Raw genomic sequence first — 23,311 nt, 5'->3', positions numbered from 1 at the left:
AAACTTTGAAAATAGAAATAAGTATGAAAACTATATGGAAAATAGCAAAGGCTGAACTGAATACGCTCTTCTGTTCACCTATTGCATGGCTAATTCTTATTATATTCGCATTTCAGGCCGGACTTACTTTTTCCGATCTGATTGCTGATCAGTTACGCTATTTAGCGTTGAATTATCGTCCTTACAACCTGACAGGTTCATTATTAGTGGGTTATACGGGCGTGTATTCTGATATGCAGAATAACTTATATCTGTATATTCCGCTACTCACTATGGGATTAATGAGTAAGGAGTATAGTAGCGGTTCAATAAAACTGCTCTATTCTTCTCCGATCACTAATATTCAAATCATCATAGGGAAGTATATTTCCATGATCGTATATGCGTTAATTCTGGTTGTTATCTTGTTTGCCTATTTTATATATACGGCATGCGTGGTAGAGAACTTTGATTATTCGTTTGCATTGACCGGTATTTTGGGAATTTTTCTGCTTGTATGTGCTTATGGCGCTATTGGTTTGTTTATGTCTACATTGACTGCCTATCAGGTAGTTGCAGCAGTTGGAACTTTGACTATACTTGCTGTATTGAATTTTATGGCTAATGTAGGACAAAATATTGATTTTGTTCGTGATTTGACTTATTGGTTGTCTTTAGCAGGACGATCAGATAAATTCCTGCAGGGAATGATCTGTAGTGAAGATGTATTCTACTTTATTATTGTAATTGCATTGTTCTTATCACTTTCTATTTTAAAATTGAAATTTGAACGTTCTTGCTCTAATAAATTTGAAAAGACATTCCAATATGTTGGTGTGTTGTGCGTGACTCTATTATTAGGTTATGTTACTTCTCAACCGAAATTAATGTGCTATTATGATGCTACGGCAACTAAAGCGAACACTCTGACACTTCCAAGTCAAGAAGTAATGCAGAAAATGGATGGTGGATTAACCCTTACTACTTTTGTTAATTTGCTGGACGACAATTTCAATAGAGGAATGCCTCAAAACAGGAATTGGGAAATCCGGAAGTTCGAAGATTATATTCGTTTCAAACCGGAAATGAAGATGAAGTATGTTTATTACTATGATCATGCTGATAATCCTCGTCTTTATGCTCAACATCCAGGAAAAACCGATAAAGAGATAGCTCAGAGTTTATGTGATAACTATGATTATGATTTTGAAATGTTCCTATCTCCGGAAGAACTCAAAAAGATAACTGAACCTAAAGGCATTGATCTAGAAGAAGAAAGAAATCGTTTTGTTTACTTGTTCGAGCGTGAAAACGGTCAAAAAGCTTTCCTCCGTATATATGACGACAATCAGCGTGACCCGTTCGAAGCTCAGATTACATCTGCTTTAAAGACAATGGTTGCTGAGGCTCCTTTGGTAGCTTTCGTGAATGGTCATGGTGAACGTGATATATATAAAGGTGGTGAACGCGATTATAGTGCTTTTGCCAAAAATCTTACTTTCCGTCATTCATTGATTAATCAAGGTTTCTCTGTTACTACTTTAGATTTGAAGGCAGATTCAGCTGCTACTGATATTCCAGAGAATATTGACATTATAGTGATTGCAGATGTTCGTGAAGAATATACACCGGAAGAAATAGCTAAAGTTCAACGTTTTATAGCTCGTGGAGGTGATATGGTTATCACTTGCGAGCCACGTCGTCAGCCATTGATGAATCCGTTAGTTGCTAATTTAGGTATTACGTTTATGCCGGGCATTGTAGTTGAAGAAACTGAAGGATATGCTCCTAACCAGTTGTTCCTCAATCCTACAGAAACAGCCATGAAAGAAAATCAAGAATTTTATCGTATGGTACGTTATGGGTCTAAACTTGCAATGCCCGGTGCTGTTCAATTTCAGATAAACGATAGTTGTGGATTCAAATCTTCTGTCTTGTTTGCTACTACACCGAAAGCATGGAATGAGTTGCAAACCACAGACTTTGTAGATGATAAACCGGTGATTAATCCTGAAACAGGTGAAAGAGCTGATTCTATTCCATTGGTTGTGCGTCTGAGCCGTCAGGTGGGCGACAAAGAACAGCGTATTTTTGTATGTGGCGATGCCGATTGTATGGCTAACAGTGAGCTGACTACCAGTAGAAATGATATGCCTACTTCCAATTTTACATTGATCAGCGAAATATTCCGTGAACTTTCTTTCAATGAATTTCCGGTAGATGATAGTCGTCCTCATCCGTATGATGATAAAATGTCTATTGGTCAGGGAGCTTTGATCTGGGTACAGATTATTTTTATGGGGCTTATTCCTGTAGGTTTGTTGGCTGGTTATGTAATAACTTGGTGGCGTCGTCGTAAAAAATAATTAGAATATAAGATTTGTTGGATAGCAGTATATAACTAAACACTGTATTTATGAGAGAAAAGCGAAGTTTTATTGTAGGTTGTTGCTTAGCAGCCTCCCTGTTGGTGTGCACTTCTCCTATGAGTGCACAAACAACTACGGTGACTGTAAAGGTAGAGCACCAAAGTAACCGTATCATTAAAGGTACGGTTACAGATTTAGAAGGACACTCTTTACCTGGAGTGAATGTGGTAGTGAAAGGATTTCAAGGCGGTACAGTTTGTGATATTGATGGTAATTTCAAAATCAGTGCCCCGCGTGAGGATGTCGTACTGAAGTTTTCTTATATTGGTATGCTACCTCAGGAAATTACTGTGAAGGCTAATCAGAAGAAGGACCTTCAGGTTCGCATGAAAGAAGATGCAAATGAGATTAATGAGGTTGTTGTAACTGGTTTTGCCAATATACGCAAGGAAAGTTTTACAGGTAATGCTATAACTGTAAAAAGAGAGGATATTCTTAAAGTGAATAAAACAAATGTTATTGCAGCTCTTCAAACTTTCGACCCATCTTTCCGTATTGCAGAGAATACAACTTGGGGTTCTGATCCTAATGCATTACCTGAAGCGTATATGCGAGGTAAATCAGCTTTTGGTACGAAAGAATTAGATTTGGACGTTACGAATAAATCGTCATTGAAAAATAATCCGAATCTTCCAACATTTATTATGGATGGTTTTGAAATTGATGTGACGAAACTTTATGATTTTGATCCTAACCGTATTGAGAGCGTTACCATGTTGCGTGATGCTGCTGCTACGGCTATGTACGGTTCTCGTGCTGCGAATGGAGTTATTGTTATAACGACAGTTGCTCCGAAACCTGGTAAGTTGAACATTGCATATAGCTTGACCGGAGAGGTTGAGATGCCGGATTTGAGTGATTATAATTTGATGAATGCATCAGAAAAATTGGAAGCAGAACGATTGGCTGGTTGCTATGATATGAAAGAAGATATGACTATAAGTAAATGGGTAACTCTACAGAATGAATATACTAATAAGCTTTTTAACATACGTAGAGGTGTGGATTCATACTGGATGAGTAAGCCTTTGAGAACATCTTTTAATACGAATCACAGTCTATACATTGACGGTGGTACCGAACAAGTCCGTTTTGGTGTAGAAGTGAATATGCGGCAGAATAATGGTGTTATGAAAGGTTCTTATCGTAATGTTTGGGGAGCGGGTACTTATATTGACTATCGTATTGGCAGATTGCAAGTGCGTAATCATACTACTTTTAATATTAGTAATTCTGCTGAATCTCCTTATGGGTCGTTTGCCGACTATACTAGTCAGTCACCTTATGATGTATATGAAGATCAAAATGGAAAACCATTGCAAACGTTAAAGGAATGGCATCAGGTAAGTTTTACTGATCGTTATAATCCGCTATATGAAGCAACATTGAAGAATTATGATAAATCTTCTTATGAAGAACTGGTTAATAATCTTAGTGTTCAATGGAATATTATCGATTATCTTTTGTTTAAAAGTACATTAGGACTCACAAGAAAATTTGAATCAAGCAAAAGATTTCTTGATCCTAACTCTATAAAAAATTCTACGCCTCTTAGTCAAACCAATCTTTCATCAGGAGAATTGACTACAGATTCTGGGGATTCATTTACATGGGATTGGCAGGCTTCTTTAGCTTACAACCGTTTTGTTGAAGAGCACAATATTAATGTTTCATTAGGACTTAATATGAAAGAGGATCGCTATAAAAATACATCTGCTTTTTATAGAGGTTTTCCTTCAGGGGCTTTGAGTTCTCCTAATTATGCTCAGGAAATAGTAAAAAAGCCGAAAGTTTCAGATTCTCATGCTCGTTTGATAGGTTTAACAGGGCTTGTGAATTATAGTTTTCAAGATATTTATTTGTTCGATGCGAGTATGCGTTTAGATGGTTCTTCTAAATTTGGATCGAATAGTAAATTTGCTCCATTCTGGAGTTTTGGTACTGGTTTGAACTTAAATAATTATGAGTTCATGAAAAATCTCGAAATAGTAAATTTATTAAAAGTACGTGCTAGCTATGGACAAGTAGGTAAAGTGAACTTCAGTTCTTTTGCCGCTCGTACTACGTATGAAATACTCTCTGATGAATGGTATAAAACCGGTTATGGAGCTGTTTTATACGCATTGGGAAATAAAGATTTAACTTGGGAAACGACCAATACATTTGATCTTGGTGCTGAATTGCGTATGTGGAATGGGAAACTTTATATTAGAGGTAATTATTATAATAAAAGAACGGTTGATTTAATTAATGATGTAACTATTCCTAGTCATACGGGTTTTACTACTTATAAAAATAATGTGGGTGAGATTGAGAACAAAGGATTTGAACTAGATGTGCGTTCTGATATTTTCAGCAATAAAGATTGGTATGTAGCTGTATTTGCAAATTTAGCGCATAACCAGAATAAGATATTGAAGATATCTGAAAGCATGAAAGCTTATAATGACCGCGTAGATGCTTTTTTAAATGATACGAAACAGAGTCAAGCTCGTTTAGGGACAGGTTCAAAAAGTTATAAAAAATATGAAGAGGGCGGTTCTGAAAGTTCTATCTGGGCTATGCGTTCTTTAGGTATAAATCCGGCTAATGGAGAAGAATTGTTTTTGACCCCTGATGGGAAGGTTACAAATGTTTGGAATTCAGCTTATCAGGTGGTTGTTGGTTCATTAGAACCGGATGCTCAAGGTAGCTTTGGAGTGAATGCCCGGTGGAAGAATTTTAGTTTATATGCAACATTTATGTATGAATGGGGAGGACAACGTTATAACCAAACCTTGGCTGATAAGGTAGAGAACGTAAATGTTTACGAGAAAAATGCGGATAGACGCGTCTTGACTGAACGTTGGCAGAAACCGGGTGATATTGCTATGTACAAAAAGTTAGAAGCTGGAGATAATATTAGTACTACTAAAGCTACTTCACGTTTTGTACAAGACTATAATTGGCTTTCTCTAAATTCTATCACTTTAGGATATGATTTTGATAATAAGCTGATTACGCATCTTCATCTTAGTATGTTACGTTTTGAGGTGGGAGCTAATGAGCTTTTTCGTATCTCTTCTATTAAGCAAGAACGTGGATTAAGTTATCCCTACTCTAGAACTTTGAATTTTTCACTGAAAGCTAGTTTTTAATAAATATAGATTTACCAATATGAGAATATATAGTTATTTTGTAGGTCTGATTTCGATTTTTGTGCTGACGGCTTGTAGTGATTGGTTAGACATACAACCACAAGATACTACCGAAGACGATCAACTATTTGAGACAGGTGGTGGATACCGAAATGCTTTGAATGGGATTTATCGGCAAATGTCTAACTCAAGTATGTATGGAAAAGAACTTACTTGGGGAGCTTTAGATGCTATGGCACAATATTACTCACCGAAATATGGAACCAATGAGGATTATTTTAGTACGTATAAATATACAGGAAGTCAAATTTATCCTGTAGTTCAGGATATGTGGTCAAAAACTTATAATTGCATAGCAAACTGCAATAATTTGATTCAGCGAGTTAGTAAAGAATCTGCTACTACTTTTATAAAAGGTGAAGAAGAAAGATTATTAATTGAAGGAGAAGCTTTGGCACTTCGTGCAATATTGCATTTTGACATGTATCGTTTATTTGCTCCAGCGAAGGAAGACGGGAAAAAATATCTTCCTTATGTAGATATTTATCCTTGCACATTTAAAGAATATATAACGAGTGAAGAATTATTGCGAAAAGTAACGGTAGATTTAAAAGATGCAAAAGATTTGGTGGGACGTTTTGATATTCCGCGTTCATCTTGGATGGAAGTCGGTGTGCGATTTAAAAATGATCATCAAGGTATTACAACAACTGAAAAACCGAATGATTTATTTTTTGCGTATCGTGGTTATCGATTGAATTACTATGCTATTTGTGGTATGTTAGCACGTGTTTATTTGTATCGTGGAATGTACAAAGAAGCTTTTGATGAAACGGAACTTGTAATAAATGCAATAAGTGATAAATATGGTTCGTCATTGTTTGACTTTACAAATTCAAGCGAATTTGGTCAGGGTAATAATAAAATGTATGATGAACTTCTGTTTTGTCTTTCTAATCAAATGTTGGCGGATAATTATCAAAATTATCGTTATGCTAATTCTCTAAATTTATATTCCTATAACCCTAAGGGTGATTGGTTCGATGATGATTCGGGAGACATCCGTGGAAAGGTAATTGCAGCAGATGGATGGTATTATTATTGCACGAAGTATTTGGTGGCCGATGGAACGTTGTCCAAGTATGCAAAAGATATGATTCCAATGCTTCGATTAGGAGAAATGTATCATATTCGTGCCGCTTATTATAATAATTTGGCCGAAGAAGCTACCGATAATGAACAAAGTAAAGCATATAAGAATAAGGCTGTAGAAGAAATTGCTGTTATACGTCGTGGTCACGGTTGTGCTACTGATATAGTAGATAGTTCAAGCAGTGATTGGTTTAAAACAGAACTTATTAAGGAGGCTAGGCGTGAATTTATGGGAGAAGGACAATTGTTTTACTATTTTAAGCGACTAAATGTACCTCCTAAAAGAGGATTTAAACCCGAAAGTTTTGTGTTACCATATCCTCAAAATGAAACTCTATAATTCATTAAAATAAAAACGATTATGAAAAATATATATATATGGAGCATGAGTTTTTTTCTACTTCTTTTTGTTTCATGTACTCAAGAAGATTTGATGAAATACGATCAATCTGAACGAACGCTTTACATACCATCGTTGGGGAGTGACCAAGCACCTCCCTTTTATTCATTCCGGCATCATCTTGATGTAGATAATTGTGAGGCTCTCTTTTTGGTAAAGTTGAATGGACAACTTTTAGAAGAAGACAAAAAGTATAAAGTAGAAGTTGTAAAGGAAAAAACAACAGCTTTGCCAGAAGATTATACGCTTGTATCGGAACAAGTATTTCATGCAGGTGTATGGGAAGATTATGTTCGTGTCATACTACATAGAACAGCTCATCTTGCCGTAGAACAAGTTGGACTCACTATTCGGTTAGTTCCGAATGAGAATTTTGGACTATCTCATTATATTGGAGATACGGACTTTAATTATATTCCAGTTGAATCTTTATCATTCACTATAAACTTTAGTGATATGATAAGTAAGCCAGAGTGGTGGGATGATCGTATTACATCTTTTTATCTGGGAGAATACACTGATGATAAATATACATATTTTATGGAAAGTTCCAAAGTTTCTGATTTAACAGGTTACAGTTCTACTGAAATTCGAAAAATGGTACTTAAATTTAGAGAAGATATTGAGGCTAATCAATGGATAGATAGTGCCACTGGCTCTCTGATAACTGTTGTTATATATTAAATTTATTTGTCAATGAGAACAATACAATCATTATTTATAAGCATTAGTTTATTAGGCTTGTTGTCTGCATGTTATGATGATAAGGGCAATTATGATTACAAGGATTTAACTGAAATTGAAATTGCTAAAGAAAACCCTTTCTCAGTAACGATAGGAGCAACGGTGAAGATAACTCCAGATATAACATATTCGAAAGAAAATCCCCGAATGAATCTTGTTTATACTTGGACATTGGAGGGAGAAGTTATTAGTACCAGTCCTATACTAGAATGGGTTTCTGATCGTTATACTACCATTGCTAGTGATAATTTGATACTTGAGATTACAGATTTGGATAACGATCTGGTATATAGACGAGACTATACTTTAAAAGTGAAGCGAAAATATGATACGTATGGATATTTTGTGTTAGCTAAGAAAGATGGCAAAGTATGTGTGCATATGATTAAGGAAGCTGAAGATGAGGATGGCAAAAGAACATATATTCCGGAACAGGATATTTACTCGTTAGAAAATAATGGCGAATTATTACCTTCTGCTACTTTTAAACTACATGAGCATTTTTGTCTGAATTTGGTAAATGCAACCGATAAGGACCCTATAAATCAATTAATGTTTGTAGCTCCTGATCAAACGGTAGAAGTGGAACCGAGTACTTTTCAAAAAGTAGATACAGAACTTCAGGATATGTTTGGTGGGGCTCTGCCTAGTGGACTTATGGTTTCAGATATTTATTTTATGCAATTTCTTAATTTGATTAAAGACAGAGAAGGACGTTTGTATTCTCGCATCAAATCTAGTAATGAATTTTTTCATATAGATCAGTTTTTGCCGACGCCTTTGATGTTTGATAAAGAAGAGTTGCGTGATATCGAATTTATTCCAAGTCACTTATCTTCTCAACACTGTTTGTTGTATGACAAAAACAAGAAGCGATTGTTAATGATTTGGGATTTTAAAGATTATTATGGTGAAAACTATACATTAGGCAAGATTGAGGAAGTATCTTCTAAATTGGCTAAAAATGCAGTTTGGCCGGATAAAGTTCCTACTATTGAAGATGCGTTCAAAAATTATGAAGTGCGCCATTTAGCTTCTTATAAAACCGAATTTAATTCTTATGGTGATGGATTAGTAACCCACTATTTTGCAGTATTAAAGGATCCTCAAAATGGAAAGTTATATCATTATAAATTTGCTTTGCAGCAACAATATGAAGCTCCGGTGATGCAGTTGTTTGCAGAGGATGGAACTGGTGGAAGTAAGGTGGTTTCAATCGAATTTAAAGAACTCACAGGAAACGTCTTTGATTTGTTTAATAAACCAGAAAATAAAATATTTACTTTACCCACCCGTTATTTGGGATATGGTTTCTATGGATTTTTGACATTAATAGCTCAAGGACAGAATTTGTATGTTTATAATCGTGCAACTCCTTTAAGTGATAAGCCTGATAATAAAAATCCGAGATTATTATGTTCTTTCGATGCTGAAATAGCTTTTATGGCAGGTATTAATAGTAGTCATTACTGGGGAGAGTATATGGGAGTTGCTTTGAAAGATGGAAGTTTTGAAGTTCTTTCTTTAAGAAATGCTAACTATTCTAATTGGAATGGACGTGTCTGGAAATCTACAGGGCTTAATTTGGGAGAACCTATTGATCTCATCTATAGTGTTAAGAGCCCAAATTTGGACAGCTGGAAATAATTATATATTTAACAGATAAACAAGATTTATCTTATTTGTAAGATAACTTTTAAATATCGGTGTTATAATAGAAATCGCTATAGCAACTAGAAAAAAGGCTATAGCGATTTTTATTTTGAGAAGTTCCATTAGTTCTACTAAATTTTAGAGTCGTTTATAGGTAAAGATTCGATAAACTATCCTATAAAAAATGGCTATAATTATAGTTTAGAGTATATAACCAATGTATTATTTGTGCTAATATCAGTCCTTGGGTCTCAGCTTTCATTTGTACAGCAGCAGTTGTAGTAATTTATTATAACTTACAAGTTGCTGCAATATTATTAATGTGACTATATTCTATTATGATCGCATCGCCGTCATGAGAATATAAAGTGAACTTAACAGTGCTTAATTTGCAGGCATCATTTATCGACTACACGCCATGTTTAGTCTTGGAGACAGTAACTGTTATATGCTTTCAGGGAGCAAACCGATATGAGAGAAAGCTTTCATTTGATAAAGTGTATCTATAATTCTTAGTACGCCGCCCGATACTTTCCCTCCTCCTTATCCTCCAACATATTCAAATAAGAAGTATATCGTGACTCACTGATAAGATGTTCCTCTACCGCCTTGCGCACTGCACACCCTGGTTCATGCCGATGAGTACAATTCCCATATTTACATTCTGCAGAAGCCTTGAATATCTCAGGGAAATAATGTCCAATCTCTTCTTCCTCCATATCAAAGGTGCCAAATCCTTTGATTCCGGGAGTGTCGATGATATAACCATCTCCATCAACAGGGAACATTTCAGAGAAAGTAGTTGTATGCATACCTTTATTATGATAAGTAGAGATTTTACCTGTCTTGGCATCAACTTCCGGTAAGATTGCATTAATAAGCGTAGATTTGCCTACCCCTGAATGTCCGGAGAAAAGAGTAATTTTTCCTTGTAATTCTTTTTTTATAATATCTACTCCGATATCCTCTTTTGCAGATACTTTGAAGCAGGGGTATCCAATATAAGTATATAAATTGATAAGTGCGTCCATATAATGGAGTTCGTCCTCATTATAAGCATCAACCTTATTGAATATCAATTTGACCGGTACTCGATATGCTTCTGCAGATGCAAGAAAACGATCTATGAAAATAGTGGAAGTTTCGGGATAATTCACCGTTACTATCAACATACATTGATCGAGATTAGCGGCAAGGATATGAGATTGTTTGGAAAGATTAGAGGAACGGCGGACAATGTAGTTTTTCCTATCCTCTATTTCATTGATAAAAGCAGTTCCTTCCTGGTTGAGTATAATCTGAACACGGTCGCCTACCGCAACGGGATTAGTGCTTCGGATACCCTTTAGTCGGAAATTTCCTTTGATTTTGCATTCGATAAATTGGCCATCATCAGTTTTGACTTGATACCAACTTCCCGTATTTTTGATTACTAATCCTCTCATAAATTAAAAATGAAAAACGTTAAAAATGAGGAACTAAAAAAGAAGAATGAAGGATTGTGATGTGTTATAGAAACACGCTGTATTAATCCTTCATTCTTCATTCTTTATTTAAACTGTCATTATCTCTTTATCTTTTTCAGCCAACAGATCATCAATCTGCTTGATATACTTATCATGTATTTTTTGCAGTTTTTCTTCAGCATTCTTTTGTTCATCTTCAGCTAAACCGTCTTTAACAGCTTTCTTTAGAGCATCAATGCCGTCGCGACGTGCATTACGTACACTTATTTTAGCAGTTTCACCTTCACCTTTACACTGTTTAGCCAATAGTCTACGACGTTCTTCGGTTAGAGGAGGAATACCGATACGAATAATCTCACCGTTATTTTCGGGCATAATGCCTAGATCAGAATCAATAATTGCTTTTTCGATGATACGAAACATTGCTTTGTCCCAAGGCTTGATGGTGATACTACGCGCATCCGGAGTATTTACGGCTGCTACGTTACTGATAGGCACCATACTTCCATAAGAATCTACACGGATACCATCCAACAATCGTGTACTCGCTTTTCCGGCGCGGATATGTGCCAATGCTTCTTCCAGATACATTATAGCCATATCCATTTTTTCTTGTGCATTGCCAAGACAAGTCTTTACGTCTACCATATTTTTGATATTTAAAAGTTGCTATTTGTTTGATCAATTAGCAAAAGTATACTATTTTTTATTTATCTGCAACATCATACTCATCTTTTTTATAAGCGTCTTGCCAATGATAATCCTGGTAACTGCAATCATATTTATTAAAATACTGTTTATTAATTGCGGAGTAAATTTCTCATTGAATAAAAGAACTCCTCCCAAAATACAGTTTTCACAGTTTTTAGGGACTAAAAATGATAGTGAGAGTACAAAAGTACAGAGTTCGAGAATGATAAAAAAACGTTTATGATGCTGATCGCATAATTTAATCTTTTATATACTATCAGTTCAACTTTTATTTATATAAAATGATCTGTGACATAGCATTACTTTACTCAAATTATTCGACTCATACTCAAATATTTGTTTTCTAGTAATGGAGTTCTTTTTTTGTAGTAGCGGAAGGTTGTATGACACCCGGGTCTCGTGCAGTTCGACATCCGGGTGTCAGTATGCTTGACACCCGGGTCTTGGTATGTTTGACACCCGGGTGTCAAACAGTATTTGGATACTAATGAAAAAGAATTGCTTATAAGCCCATTAAAATTTGGTATGCTTATCAATAGAAAGCGCCCCGATAATTCTATCGAGGCGCACAACTTATCAATAATCAGTAGCTTCAACAATGTGAATTCTGCAGCACAGGGATAAAGTTTGTTGCTTTTTTAATTATCACAAGATTTCTTATCAGATAAACTTGCTTGAATCACGGATTATAATCTCACCGGCAAGATTTACGGTCACCGGAAATACTGTCTTGTTTTTGACTCTTCTTAACATTAACTCAACACTGACATTTGCTATTTCTTCGCAGGGTTGTTTAAAAGAGGTCAATGAGTGCTTCAAATGCATGGAGTATTTCATGTTGTCATAACCACAAATGAGGAGGTCCGAAGAAATCTTCCAACCGGCCTCTGTAAGAGACGACATTAAAACTGCGGCGGTGGAATCATTTGCACAAATAATTCCTGTTTTTCCGGGAATAACTTGTATTTGTTTCACGAAATCCAGATCCTCCGGGTTACCACAATGAATATTCTGATCGTTGAATGGCAATTTATTTTGCTGCATCACCTCTTTTATTCCTATTAAACGCATATCGACAGAATAAGCAGAATCCGGTCTGTGGAAAAAATGAATATGAGTACATCCTTGTTCTATCAGGTGTTGAGCCATGACACAACCAGCACTGAAATTGTCCAAACAAACAATATCCAGGTTGCTTCTCTGGGGAAACTTGAAAATATCTCTGTCTATTAGAATAATTGGAATTCCCGCTTCTTTCGTTTTTTCGCAAATACGAATATTTATCTCATTCGCATCTGCTACTCTTTCTAAAGGAGAAAAGAATATGCCATCTACTTTTTTACTTATATAGTCGTCACAGCATCCGTCAATTAATTCCCTTCTGATATCCGCATTACTTGCGGTTGCACCTTCCCATAAGCATTTAAAGTTGCAGATTTCCGATTGCTGTAATAACTGATCGTTGATGATGGAAAATATTTCAGATTCACCTGCTCCGGGAAGAAGTAATCCGAATGTAAACGAGTTGGAAGTCTGTTTGTAATTTACAATCGTACCAAGACCTTTTTTTTTCGTAATGTAACCTTCGGTTTGTAATTGGTTGTAAACTTTTGCTATAGTCGGCCTTGAAACGGAATATTGCTCAGCAAGCGTCAGTTCTGTTGGTAGTAAAGAACCTGTGGGGTATGTACTATTTAAAATATCCTTTTTTACTATACTGTATATTGATTTGAAACTTAATTTTGTTTTCATTGTAACGGGCTTTGCTATGATATAATAGTGCAAATATAATAAGATTTTGCGGATTTGCAGCTTTACATATCAGAATAAATCCTGAAATGATATTAAACTTGTTTTTAATTGGATTAAGTGTTATGTAATCTATATTGTTACATATATGTATCTAATAAATTTGATATTTTATTTAAAAATATTACATATATGTTTGTATAATGTGAAAATATGATTTATATTTGCGAGCAGATAGTTTACAAACACCTAAAAAGATAATATTATGAAAATGAAACTACCATTGATTCTTCTTTTATTTTCTGCGAATACTTTTGCACAAGTAGCAAAGGATTATAATCCCTCTATTCAAAGAAAAACGAATATTCAGTATTTCAAGCCTACAGAAGAACATCTGTTCACTGGTGATTGTATGCCTTATTATCATAAAGGTACATTTTATATCTATTGGTTGCTGGATGAGGGACATCATGCCGGTTTAGGAGGTTTGGGCGGACACCAATGGGCATTAAGTACTTCGAAAGATCTTGTGGAATGGAAACATTATCCTGTAGCTGTGGGAGTTGATGAAGATTGGGAAAAATCAATTTGTACGGGTTCTGTACTTGCAGATAATGGTAAATTTTATGCTTTCTATTCAACGCGGGTGCAGGATGATGACGGGAAAGTACATGAACAACTAAGTTATGCTATGAGTGAAGACGGAGGGGTAACATATGTAAAGCAACAACCTAATCCATTTTATTATGCTCCGAAAGAATGTGTTAGTCGGGATTTTCGCGATCCTAAAGTTTTTAAAGATAATAAAGGAACCTATCACTTGTTTATTTCCGGTTATGAAAAAGAACCTGAATTAGAAGGTTTCGGAGGATATCTGGTACATCTCGTGTCCAGCAATTTAAAAGATTGGCGGGAAATTGATTCACCATTGAAAGGTCAGGTAGCTACTCCTGAATGTTCCGATTATTTTTATTGGAACGGTTGGTATTACTTATTATATAGCATAGGTGGTGATACCTATTACGTTAAATCAAGAAATTCTTATGGACCGTGGGAATATCCTACTACTCAGGCTTTTGTAGAATCATGGGCAAGTGTATATAAAACAGCAGAATACAAAGATAATCGGAGAATAGCAGTGGCGTATATGCCTTGTAGAAGTAATAATAAGGATTTTGACGGACCAATTTGGGGTGGAAATATGCTTTTGCGGGAAGTTGTGCAAGAACCGGACGGGACATTAAATACAAAATTCTTATCGGAATCTCTGCCTCCTGTCACTCCTATTGAAATGCCAAAATTTGAATTTCCTGAAAACAGTAAAGCTGTTTCATATTCGAATGGGAAATTGACTCTAAATTCTCCTAATGGAACCAGTGTGGCTTCTCTTTCTGATTTACCGGTGAACTATCGCATTACAATGAAAATAAGAACGTTGAGCAACTATGATGAAGTTGGTCTGTTTGTAAGAGCTACAGATAAAAGAGAAAGAGGATATAAAGTCGAACTGAATGTTAATAAGGAGAGCGCTTTTATTTATAATACCGGAATAAATGCCGTAAAAGATTTAAGGGGAACAATTATTCTGGATGTGATATTGAAAGATGAGTTTATTGATATGAATATTAATGGAAAAAGGTCTATAATAAATCGCTTGCCAGAGAAAAAAGGGCAGAAACTTTTCTTCTTTATTAAAAACGGAAGTGCGGTAATTGAAGATATTAAGATTAGTCGATGGGATAATACGGTTTGGGGGAATTGAAGTAAAGATTGTTTTTAGGGTAATTTTTGTAGGTACTTATACTTCATAGTCTGGTAGCATCTGTCATCCTGAACTTGTTGAAGGATCTGCTCTTCTGTACACACAAAGACGAGATTTTTCCTTTCTGTGGTCGTTTGACTATACCGTAATATAAAAATCAAAAGTTGTTTTGAGCGAAGCTAATGACAGAGATAATCATTTCGTTATTGGTAAGGAAGTGAAGAATGACAAATACTGTCATACTCTAAATTAATGGCAATGATATACTTAATGTAAATATTCTGATCTTATATAATTTACATATTGGCGGAAAATAAGATGTAAATGTTAGGGCAAAGTATCATTTTTGATAGCTTTTGAAATAAAAATTATATTTCGATGGGTACACATTTCATAGATTTGCACCGAGCTGATAACTAATATCTGAACTATAAAAACATTATTATTATGAATAGTACTTAATATTTATTTTCTGTTTTGATCTGCGAAAATCGGAACTAAATTGGTTGAACCGGCATCAAAAATAAAATGCTTTTGATGCTAAAGACAATGTAATTTTTCAATTATAAACCTATCGTTAATCATTAAATGTAGAATTATGGAACATTCTAAAAACACGAAAAAAGAATCGGTCGGTATTCTTAAACTGTTTTTGCTGTTACTTTGTATTGCGGGGACTTCCGTTTTTAGTCAGGTGCTGGCGGCAACTGATCAAGAACCGTTGAAAGTGACAGGCGTTGTGTTTGATGAACTGGATTCCCCTCTTCCGGGAGTTACCGTTCAGGTAGACAAATCCACTAAAGGTGTTATTACTGATTTGGATGGAAAATTTGAGATTGAAGTATTGCCGACAGACAAACTACTTATTTCTTATGTGGGGTATGAATCAAAGTTAATCACTATTGGCGATAAAAAGTCTTTAGTCGTGAAACTGGAAACGAAGGCTAATGAGCTGCAAGATGTGACCGTTGTTGCCTTTGGAAAGCAAAAGAAGGAAAGTATGACTTCGGCTATTGAAACCATTGATCCCAAAGAACTTAAACTTCCAACCGGAAACTTAACGGCAGCTTTGGCCGGGCGGTTGGCAGGAGTTATTTCTTATCAGAAAAGTGGAGAGCCGGGTAAAGACAATGCTGAGTTTTTTGTACGCGGTGTGACTACTTTCGGTTATTCATCTTCTCCTTTGATTTTATTGGATGGTTTTGAGATTTCGGCTGATGATTTGGCTCGTATACAACCCGATAATATCGAACAATTCTCAATTTTAAAGGATGCGACTGCTGCCGCACTTTATGGATCGAAAGGTGCAAATGGCGTTATTATGGTGACAACTAAAAAAGGAAAGGAAGGCAAACCACGTGTGTCTTTCCGTCATGAATCACGTTTCTCTACGCCTACTAAAATTCCTGAAACAGCTGATGGCGTTACTTATATGAAACTATATAATGAAGCACAGTTTAATGATAACCCTCTGTTACCTCCTTATTATGAAGCACAAAAAATTCAGAATACGATTAATGGAGTCAATCCGTATGCTTATCCTAATGTGAACTGGTATGATGAGTTATTTAATAACTTTACATATAATCAATATTATTATTTGAATGTAAGTGGTGGTAGCAAGGATATTCAATACTATTTGGCCGCTGCTTATACCAATGAAACCGGTATCTTGAAGAATGAAAAAAAGAATAATTTTCAGAATAACATTAATATCGGTACCTATGATGTAACGGCAAAAGTCAATCTGCAATTGACAAAAACGACTTCTTTTGAGGTTAATATGAATTCTCGTTTTCAGAATTATACGGGTCCTTCGGTTCAGGCGAATGATATTTTTAATAGGGTAATGGATGCTAATCCGGTCGAATTTCCTAAATATTATATGACGGACGAGCAACATCGTTTTGATGAGCATGTACTGTTTGGAATGAATCCTCGTAACAGTATGGCCAATCCGTATGCTGATATGGTGAAGGGATATAAGGATGGGTTTTCAAGTAATATCTTGTCGCAATTTTCTCTCAACCAGAAGTTAGACTTTTTAACCGAAGGACTTGCTTTTCATGCTAAAGTTTCTATCAAGACGGATAGTTCACATGACAGTAACCGTTCATATAATCCATATTTCTATAATATTAAAGATTATGATGAACTGTCTGATATCTATACTTTGTCACAAATAGCAGAAGGTACTAGAGTACTGGGCGATCCTGCTAATACCCGTACAGCTAACAGTCATTTTTATTTTGAAACGGGCTTGAGTTATGCCAATGTATTTAATGAGGATCATGAATTGGGAGCCATCTTGGTATATACACAGGAGGAAAATAAAAATACAGCGGCAGAAGGAAGTATTCAAGTTACATTGCCACAGCGTAACCAAGCAGTACGTGCTCGTGCGAATTATGCTTATAAGTCTAAATACATGGCAGAGGCCAGTGTGACTTATAACGGTTCTGAGAAGTTTGATGCGGATCATCGTTGGGGTGTTTTTCCTGCAATGGGGGTAGGCTATATGATTTCGAATGAAGATTTCTGGCAACCGTTATCAAAGGTAATGGATAAATTCAAACTTCGCTACTCATACGGCTTAGTAGGAAATGATAATATTTCGGATCCGAGAGATCGTTTTTATTTTTTATCGGATATAAAGAGAGAAGGCGGATATACATGGGGAAAAGATTTTCTGACATCTTATAGTGGATTGAAAGTGAATCGTTATGCTAATCCGGAAATCACATGGGAGATTGCTCGTAAACAGAATCTTGGTGTAGAATTTAATTTATGGAGAATGTTGGATATTCAACTCGATTATTTCCTCGAAAAACGTGAGAAAGTGTATGAAAAACGAGCACATATCCCAGCAACAATGGGAATTATAAATGATATTTGGGGAAATGTTGGAGAAGTAAAATCATGGGGATGGGACGGCTCAGCCGACCTAAATTATGCGATCAATAAAGATGCTTGGATTACAGGCCGTTTCAATTTTACTTATGCGAAAAATAAGGTTACGGAAAGAGAAGAGCCCGCTTATCGTGATGAATATCTGAGAACTATAGGATGGCCGGTGATGCAACAATGGGGATTGATAGCCGAACGTCTGTTTATTGATGAATATGATGTAGCCAATTCTCCGGTTCAGAGTTTAGGAACAAAAGCTCAGGCGGGAGATATCAAATACAAGGATATCAATAATGATGGAATAATCAATGATAATGATAAGGTTCCTATCGGTTATCCGTCAGTACCCGAGTTGAGTTATGGTTTTGGTTTGTCGGCAGGATATAAGAATTGGGATATTTCCTTCTTTTTCCAGGGACAGGGACATTCTTCTTTCTTTATAGATCCTTATAAAATATCTCCGTTCAGGAATTACCGGAATGTAGTATCTTATATTGCTGATGACCATTGGAGTCAGAACAATCCGGTCAGCCAAGCATTCTGGCCTCGTTTGACTACACAGGATAATTCGAATAACTATAAAAAAGAATCAACCTGGTGGTTGCGTGACGGGCGTTATCTCCGTCTGAAAACGGTAGAACTTGGCTATTCTTTGCCTAAACATGCTTTACATAAGGTGGGATTGGGTAATGTACGTTTTTATTTCACAGGCTTGAATTTACTGTGTTTCAGTTCGTTTGATTTATGGGACCCGGAAATGGGAGATAACGGACTGGGATATCCTTTGCAGCGAGTGTATAATGTAGGTGTTCAATTAGATTTTTAAAAAGTAGTAGCAATGAGATTTTCATTAAAACATATTATGGGAGCGATGGCTGTCATCCTAGGGATGGGCAGTTGCGATTATCTGAATATTGTTCCGGATAATACCATTGAGTTGGAAAGTATGTTCGAGACGCAGCAACAAGCTTATGGAGCGTTGGCGGCTTGCTATGAGTATATGCCTAATTACGGTTGGCTTAACAATTCTATGAACCTTGCAGGAGATGAATTTATTGTTCGTCTGGACGGAGGTGAAGCAGGACATCGTGACCGTATGCCCGGTGAAAAACTGATGAAGGGATGGAACAGTGCACAAGATCCTTTTTTATGTTATTGGAACGGAAATAAAAATGCGGCCTCTTTGTATGTAGGTATCCGCTATTGTAATCTATTCCTGGAGAATATTCATCTGGTGAAAGACATAAAAGAGGAGGACAGGAAGGACTGGATTGCGCAGGTAAAGGTACTGAAAGCTTTTTACCATTTCTATCTGACTCGTCTGTATGGTCCTATCTGTATTGTAGACAAGAACCTGACACCTTCCACTTCACCGAGTGAAGTACGTTTGAAACGTCAGCCGGTAGATGTTTGTTTCAAATATGCGGTTGATTTGATTGATGAGGTATTGTATGATGAAAACGGAAACGAGAAAACAGACCTGAAAGACGATCGTCCCAATGAATTTTTGGGAATGGTAGACCGTACGATTGCTAAGGCGATTAAGGCTGTTGTATTAGTGACTCAAGCCAGTCCGTTGTTCAATGGAAATGCTGAATATTATAGTAACTTTAAAAATGTGGATGGCGAGTTGTTTTTCCCGATGGAAAAAGATAACGAGAAGTGGAAGAAAGCGTTGGATGCCATAAAGATTACTATTGATGCGGCTCATGCAAGAAACAAAAAACTGTATAAATATAATGCTGAAGGTGGAGCGAATATCGAGTTTTTTGATAAAGACATCTGGGGGAAATCGGAGATTATAGAATATTGTTATAATAATCGTTATTCCATTGTCGATCCTTGGAATGATGAATTAATATGGGGATACTCAAATGTTGGTGGCTTCGACCAAGGAACTTTTCAACACGCTTCTCAATGTCGCCGTATGGACAATCAGGGGATGTCGGAATATAGTTGGCAATGGCTGTGCGCTTCTTATCGGATGGGTGAGTTGTATTATACAAAAAATGGAGTACCTATCAATGAAGACCAGACCTTTGATTATGACAACCGTCTGGATATAGTCACTATTCCGGATGATACTTATCATATGGGCTATATGCAGGCAAATGAGAAAACTGTTAAGCTATACCTGAATCGCGAACCACGTTTCTATAGTTGGATTGCCGTTGATAACTCCTATTGGCGTAATCATCAGAACAAACTGGAAATGCATATGAAATATGATCAATACCCCGGTGGACGTTACGGTACGAAGCAGGATGATTTCTATTGGTCGGGTATTGCAATTAAGAAATTGGTGCATCCTGAATCATTGAATGAATATGCAGTTCGTATGGTTCGCTATCCGAATCCCATTATCCGTTTGGCAGATCTTTACCTGCTGTATGCAGAAGCATCTAACGAATATTACGGACCGGGTGAAGACGCTTATCATTATTTGAACGAAGTTCGGAAGAGAGCCGGTTTGCCTAAAGTAGAAACCGTTTGGAGCGATGCATCTATCGTGAAGAATGTGAATAAGCACCAGACACAAGAAGGATTGCGGGAAATCATACAGACAGAACGATTGATTGAACTTTCATTTGAAGGACATCGTTATTTCGACCTTTGCCGTTGGAAACGTGCTGATGAATTCTTCGTATCGTCAGTGAAAGGATGGAATGCCCGTACAGGTCGTACTTATGAGGACTTCTATCAGGTGACTGAACTGCAAGCTCGCGTATGGGAGACTCCAAAGAATTATTTATTCCCGATTCCGTTAAATGATATCAACAAAAATCCTAATCTGGTGCAGAATCCGGGATGGGGAAAATAAGTATTCACTTAAATATAAATAGGAACATGAAAAAGATATATTATGGCTTAATGTTGCTTTTAAGCGGAATGTTTATGACCACTACAAGTTGTTCGGACGACGATGAAGGGGGAAAGGATAAGGCAGCGCCGGGACAAATCTCTAATGTACGTTTTGTTCCCAATTACGGCGGAGGATATTTCTTATATGATATCCCGGATGACCCGGACTTCTTATATGTACGTGCCGACTATACAGTAGATTCCGGTGAGAAAATATCTAAGACGAGTAGTACATATACCGACACATTGTTTATCGAAGGATTCGGTCAGGTGAAAGACTATGAGGTGAAACTTTACTCTGTAGACCGTAACGATAACGTATCCGCACCGGTAGTCGAAACCATCACTCCGATGGAAGCGAATACGAATATGGTTGCTTCTACATTGAAGATACGCCCGGGTTTCTCTGCATTGATTGCCGAGTGGACCAATGAGTTGAAGCAAACAGTAGACGTATATGTGCGTCTGAATGATGGAGAAGTAGTTGCCGAGAAAGTACTTTCATCCAACTCAAAAGATGGCTTTTTCTTGGTGGAAAATTTGCAGAATAAGGATTATACGGTTTCTACTTATGTGAAAGACCAGTACGGAAACATTTCAGGAGTACAGGATTGTGGAGTATTGAAACCCCTTTCAGACGCTCCTTTGGGTAAATCCGGATGGACGTTCCTTGCCAATCAAAAGTTGTATGGAAATCGTTGGGATTATGACATTGATCCGAATCCGGACAAACAGCAACCTTATGAAGAGTATATGGAGGCCTTCACAAAAGACAGTCTGCGGAACGCGCCACCGGCTGCTTATGAAGGTCGTATTGAGAAATTCTGGGATGATGTCACTTATAAATTGAATCCGGAGAATTATAATATCTTCAATACAGGTGAATGGGGCTATCCTTACTCTTATTTCATCGATTTGGGACGCACGGTTAGAGGAAGTCGTGTACGATACTGGCAACGTTTATCCGACAAATATGGCAATGAGAATGTGCAAACATTCCAACTATATATCAGTGACGATAAGGATCCGACGGACGGTATAACAGACTGGGAATTCGTAGGAACATATAAAATCATTAAACCGGCGGATTCGTATGAAGCAGACCAGGAGGCGATAGCCGGACACGAATTTATCTTGTACCCGAAAGAAACGAAATATACCAAGCCATTCCGTTATTTGAGGTTTAAAGCCATGAAAGGATTTTCGGAAAGAATGGTGTCTGTAGGTTCAGAGATCACGTTATATGGTTTGGAAGGTGAATGATCAATCTAAATAAAAACAGATAATTATGAAACGTAAATATATTTATATCGTTGGAAGTTTGTTGTTATTTACCGGTCTCATTGGCTGTGAAGATATGGATGATAACTATAAACAGTATTTGCAGGAATATAACTATTCCGGTAAGGTTGTGGCTTTGCGGAGTTACCTTGGATTTGAACGCATAGCATTGGCTTGGGATGTTCCGAAAGATCAAAAGTCAAAACAAATTCTGATTGAGTATGGAGCGGATAAGCAACAGAAAGTATTTGATCATATGATGGATTCTGTTGTGATAGACGGGCTGGATGCCGGTACAGGATATGATTTTGCTGTATATACTTTGGATAATGCGGGTAATCGTTCGGTTCCTGCCACTATTACAGCTTTACCTATTTCTCAGACTGTAGTGGATAATTTGGTTCCACCGACCTGTTCTTATGTTAAAGTAGACGGAGTACCGTCTGTATATTGGGCGGGACTTTCGGCGGTCAGTATGGCTTTCTGTAAGTATAGTTATATAGATTATCAGATTATGTCGGAAGACGGAAGCGAAGTTATAACAAAAGGTTGTCTGAAAAATGCAAACGTAACAAGTTTGAATCGGGTGAATGAATGGACATTCCCTGCTCCTCAGTTGAGTAAGGGATCGACTTATTATGTTGATTTTACAGCCTATGTATATCCTATTTCAAGCGATATTGTTACTATGGATTCGGTTCCGGTCAATAGAAGGACCAGAATAATGGTAGAATAATGCAAGTTTTTGAACGGGCTGACCAAAGAGTCGGATAGGTTGTTATCAATTCATTCTTTAGATATGTCTAAAAGATATACCATAAGGACTTTTGGTCAGCCCGTAGCTTGAAACTGTTAGTTCTAAAGTACGAAACACTTTGTTCCAAGGTATTAGAACACTTTGTTCTAAGGCATAGAACACTTTGTTTCAAGGTACGGAACACTTTGTTTCAAGGCATGAAACAAAGTGTTTCAGAAAGATATGCAAAGGTAGCGCAAACTGATTAAAATTCAAATAGTTATAAAAGCTATTTCTTGGTCAGATACGGTAAATAAAGCTAAATAGCGCATATTTGGAAGCG

At 36.6% G+C, this 23,311-nt stretch carries 13 protein-coding genes and 1 pseudogene; 10 read left to right on the top strand and 4 right to left on the bottom strand.

From position 1 onward, the window contains the following. Positions 1-23 precede the first annotated feature (23 nt). The 5 genes from PHO71_RS19315 to PHO71_RS19295 are packed head-to-tail and all read left to right on the top strand — an operon-like array spanning position 24 to position 9,488. Positions 24-2,345 carry a Gldg family protein gene (locus tag PHO71_RS19315; RefSeq protein WP_300206479.1) on the top strand — a complete coding sequence of 774 codons (2,322 nt, stop codon included), beginning with the start codon at positions 24-26 and terminating at the stop codon, positions 2,343-2,345. Between the two features lie 50 nt (positions 2,346-2,395). Continuing rightward, positions 2,396-5,545 (top strand): SusC/RagA family TonB-linked outer membrane protein, encoded by a 3,150-nt coding sequence (locus PHO71_RS19310; protein WP_300206477.1) that lies wholly within the window; start codon positions 2,396-2,398, stop codon positions 5,543-5,545. A 19-nt stretch (positions 5,546-5,564) separates the two neighbouring features. Continuing rightward, complete coding sequence (locus tag PHO71_RS19305; protein ID WP_300206476.1) at positions 5,565-7,037, top strand: RagB/SusD family nutrient uptake outer membrane protein; 1,473 nt, start codon at positions 5,565-5,567, stop codon at positions 7,035-7,037. 21 nt (positions 7,038-7,058) lie between these two features. After that, positions 7,059-7,781 (top strand): DUF4843 domain-containing protein, encoded by a 723-nt coding sequence (locus tag PHO71_RS19300; protein WP_300206474.1) that lies wholly within the window; start codon positions 7,059-7,061, stop codon positions 7,779-7,781. Between the two features lie 12 nt (positions 7,782-7,793). Next, on the top strand, positions 7,794-9,488 hold the full coding sequence (locus PHO71_RS19295) for a PKD-like family lipoprotein (RefSeq protein WP_300206472.1): 1,695 nt from the start codon (positions 7,794-7,796) through the stop codon (positions 9,486-9,488). A 518-nt stretch (positions 9,489-10,006) separates the two neighbouring features. Here PHO71_RS19295 and rsgA read toward each other — a convergent pair. The 4 genes and pseudogenes from rsgA to PHO71_RS19280 all read right to left on the bottom strand — a co-directional run bounded on the left by rsgA (position 10,007) and on the right by PHO71_RS19280 (position 13,423). Beyond that, the gene (gene rsgA, locus PHO71_RS19290; protein ID WP_300206470.1) at positions 10,007-10,939 is read right to left on the bottom strand and encodes a ribosome small subunit-dependent GTPase A; all 933 of its coding nucleotides are present in this window, start codon (positions 10,937-10,939) and stop codon (positions 10,007-10,009) included. A gap of 108 nt (positions 10,940-11,047) precedes the next feature. Then, complete coding sequence (frr, locus tag PHO71_RS19285; protein WP_300206468.1) at positions 11,048-11,608, bottom strand: ribosome recycling factor; 561 nt, start codon at positions 11,606-11,608, stop codon at positions 11,048-11,050. A 51-nt stretch (positions 11,609-11,659) separates the two neighbouring features. Beyond that, a pseudogene (locus tag PHO71_RS26265) lies at positions 11,660-11,800 on the bottom strand (EamA/RhaT family transporter); the annotation flags it as partial. 531 nt (positions 11,801-12,331) lie between these two features. Then, positions 12,332-13,423 carry a GntR family transcriptional regulator gene (locus PHO71_RS19280; protein WP_300206466.1) on the bottom strand — a complete coding sequence of 364 codons (1,092 nt, stop codon included), beginning with the start codon at positions 13,421-13,423 and terminating at the stop codon, positions 12,332-12,334. Between the two features lie 262 nt (positions 13,424-13,685). On the opposite strand from PHO71_RS19280, the gene PHO71_RS19275 reads away from it, so the two are divergent. From PHO71_RS19275 to PHO71_RS19255, 5 genes are all read left to right on the top strand, one after another. Continuing rightward, positions 13,686-15,182: a family 43 glycosylhydrolase gene (locus PHO71_RS19275; RefSeq protein ID WP_300206464.1), complete on the top strand. Its 1,497-nt coding sequence runs from the start codon at positions 13,686-13,688 to the stop codon at positions 15,180-15,182. 598 nt (positions 15,183-15,780) lie between these two features. Beyond that, positions 15,781-18,915 (top strand): TonB-dependent receptor, encoded by a 3,135-nt coding sequence (locus tag PHO71_RS19270; RefSeq protein ID WP_300206462.1) that lies wholly within the window; start codon positions 15,781-15,783, stop codon positions 18,913-18,915. A 12-nt stretch (positions 18,916-18,927) separates the two neighbouring features. Next, complete coding sequence (locus PHO71_RS19265; protein WP_300206461.1) at positions 18,928-20,910, top strand: RagB/SusD family nutrient uptake outer membrane protein; 1,983 nt, start codon at positions 18,928-18,930, stop codon at positions 20,908-20,910. A 26-nt stretch (positions 20,911-20,936) separates the two neighbouring features. Further along, a complete protein-coding gene (locus PHO71_RS19260) occupies positions 20,937-22,214 on the top strand; it encodes a DUF4959 domain-containing protein (RefSeq protein ID WP_300206459.1) in 1,278 nt (425 codons plus the stop codon). 25 nt (positions 22,215-22,239) lie between these two features. Next, positions 22,240-22,968, top strand: coding sequence for a DUF4998 domain-containing protein (locus PHO71_RS19255; RefSeq protein WP_300206457.1), 729 nt, complete (start codon positions 22,240-22,242; stop codon positions 22,966-22,968). Positions 22,969-23,311 lie beyond the last annotated feature (343 nt).

This window comes from Bacteroides sp. (genome assembly GCF_028690125.1).
Taxonomy (GTDB): Bacteria; Bacteroidota; Bacteroidia; order Bacteroidales; family Bacteroidaceae; genus Bacteroides.
Note: the sequence above shows the minus strand (reverse complement) of the source record. Positions and strands in the feature narration are given on the sequence as shown.

Excerpts from the sequence above, each read along its gene's own strand:
- PHO71_RS19315 (WP_300206479.1), top strand. The coding sequence starts at position 24 with ATGAAAACTATATGGAAAATAGCAAAGGCTGAACTGAATACGCTCTTC.
- PHO71_RS19310 (WP_300206477.1), top strand. The coding sequence starts at position 2,396 with ATGAGAGAAAAGCGAAGTTTTATTGTAGGTTGTTGCTTAGCAGCCTCC.
- PHO71_RS19305 (WP_300206476.1), top strand. The coding sequence starts at position 5,565 with ATGAGAATATATAGTTATTTTGTAGGTCTGATTTCGATTTTTGTGCTG.
- PHO71_RS19300 (WP_300206474.1), top strand. The coding sequence starts at position 7,059 with ATGAAAAATATATATATATGGAGCATGAGTTTTTTTCTACTTCTTTTT.
- PHO71_RS19295 (WP_300206472.1), top strand. The coding sequence starts at position 7,794 with ATGAGAACAATACAATCATTATTTATAAGCATTAGTTTATTAGGCTTG.
- rsgA (WP_300206470.1), bottom strand. The coding sequence starts at position 10,939 with ATGAGAGGATTAGTAATCAAAAATACGGGAAGTTGGTATCAAGTCAAA.
- frr (WP_300206468.1), bottom strand. The coding sequence starts at position 11,608 with ATGGTAGACGTAAAGACTTGTCTTGGCAATGCACAAGAAAAAATGGAT.
- PHO71_RS19280 (WP_300206466.1), bottom strand. The coding sequence starts at position 13,423 with ATGAAAACAAAATTAAGTTTCAAATCAATATACAGTATAGTAAAAAAG.
- PHO71_RS19275 (WP_300206464.1), top strand. The coding sequence starts at position 13,686 with ATGAAAATGAAACTACCATTGATTCTTCTTTTATTTTCTGCGAATACT.
- PHO71_RS19270 (WP_300206462.1), top strand. The coding sequence starts at position 15,781 with ATGGAACATTCTAAAAACACGAAAAAAGAATCGGTCGGTATTCTTAAA.
- PHO71_RS19265 (WP_300206461.1), top strand. The coding sequence starts at position 18,928 with ATGAGATTTTCATTAAAACATATTATGGGAGCGATGGCTGTCATCCTA.
- PHO71_RS19260 (WP_300206459.1), top strand. The coding sequence starts at position 20,937 with ATGAAAAAGATATATTATGGCTTAATGTTGCTTTTAAGCGGAATGTTT.
- PHO71_RS19255 (WP_300206457.1), top strand. The coding sequence starts at position 22,240 with ATGAAACGTAAATATATTTATATCGTTGGAAGTTTGTTGTTATTTACC.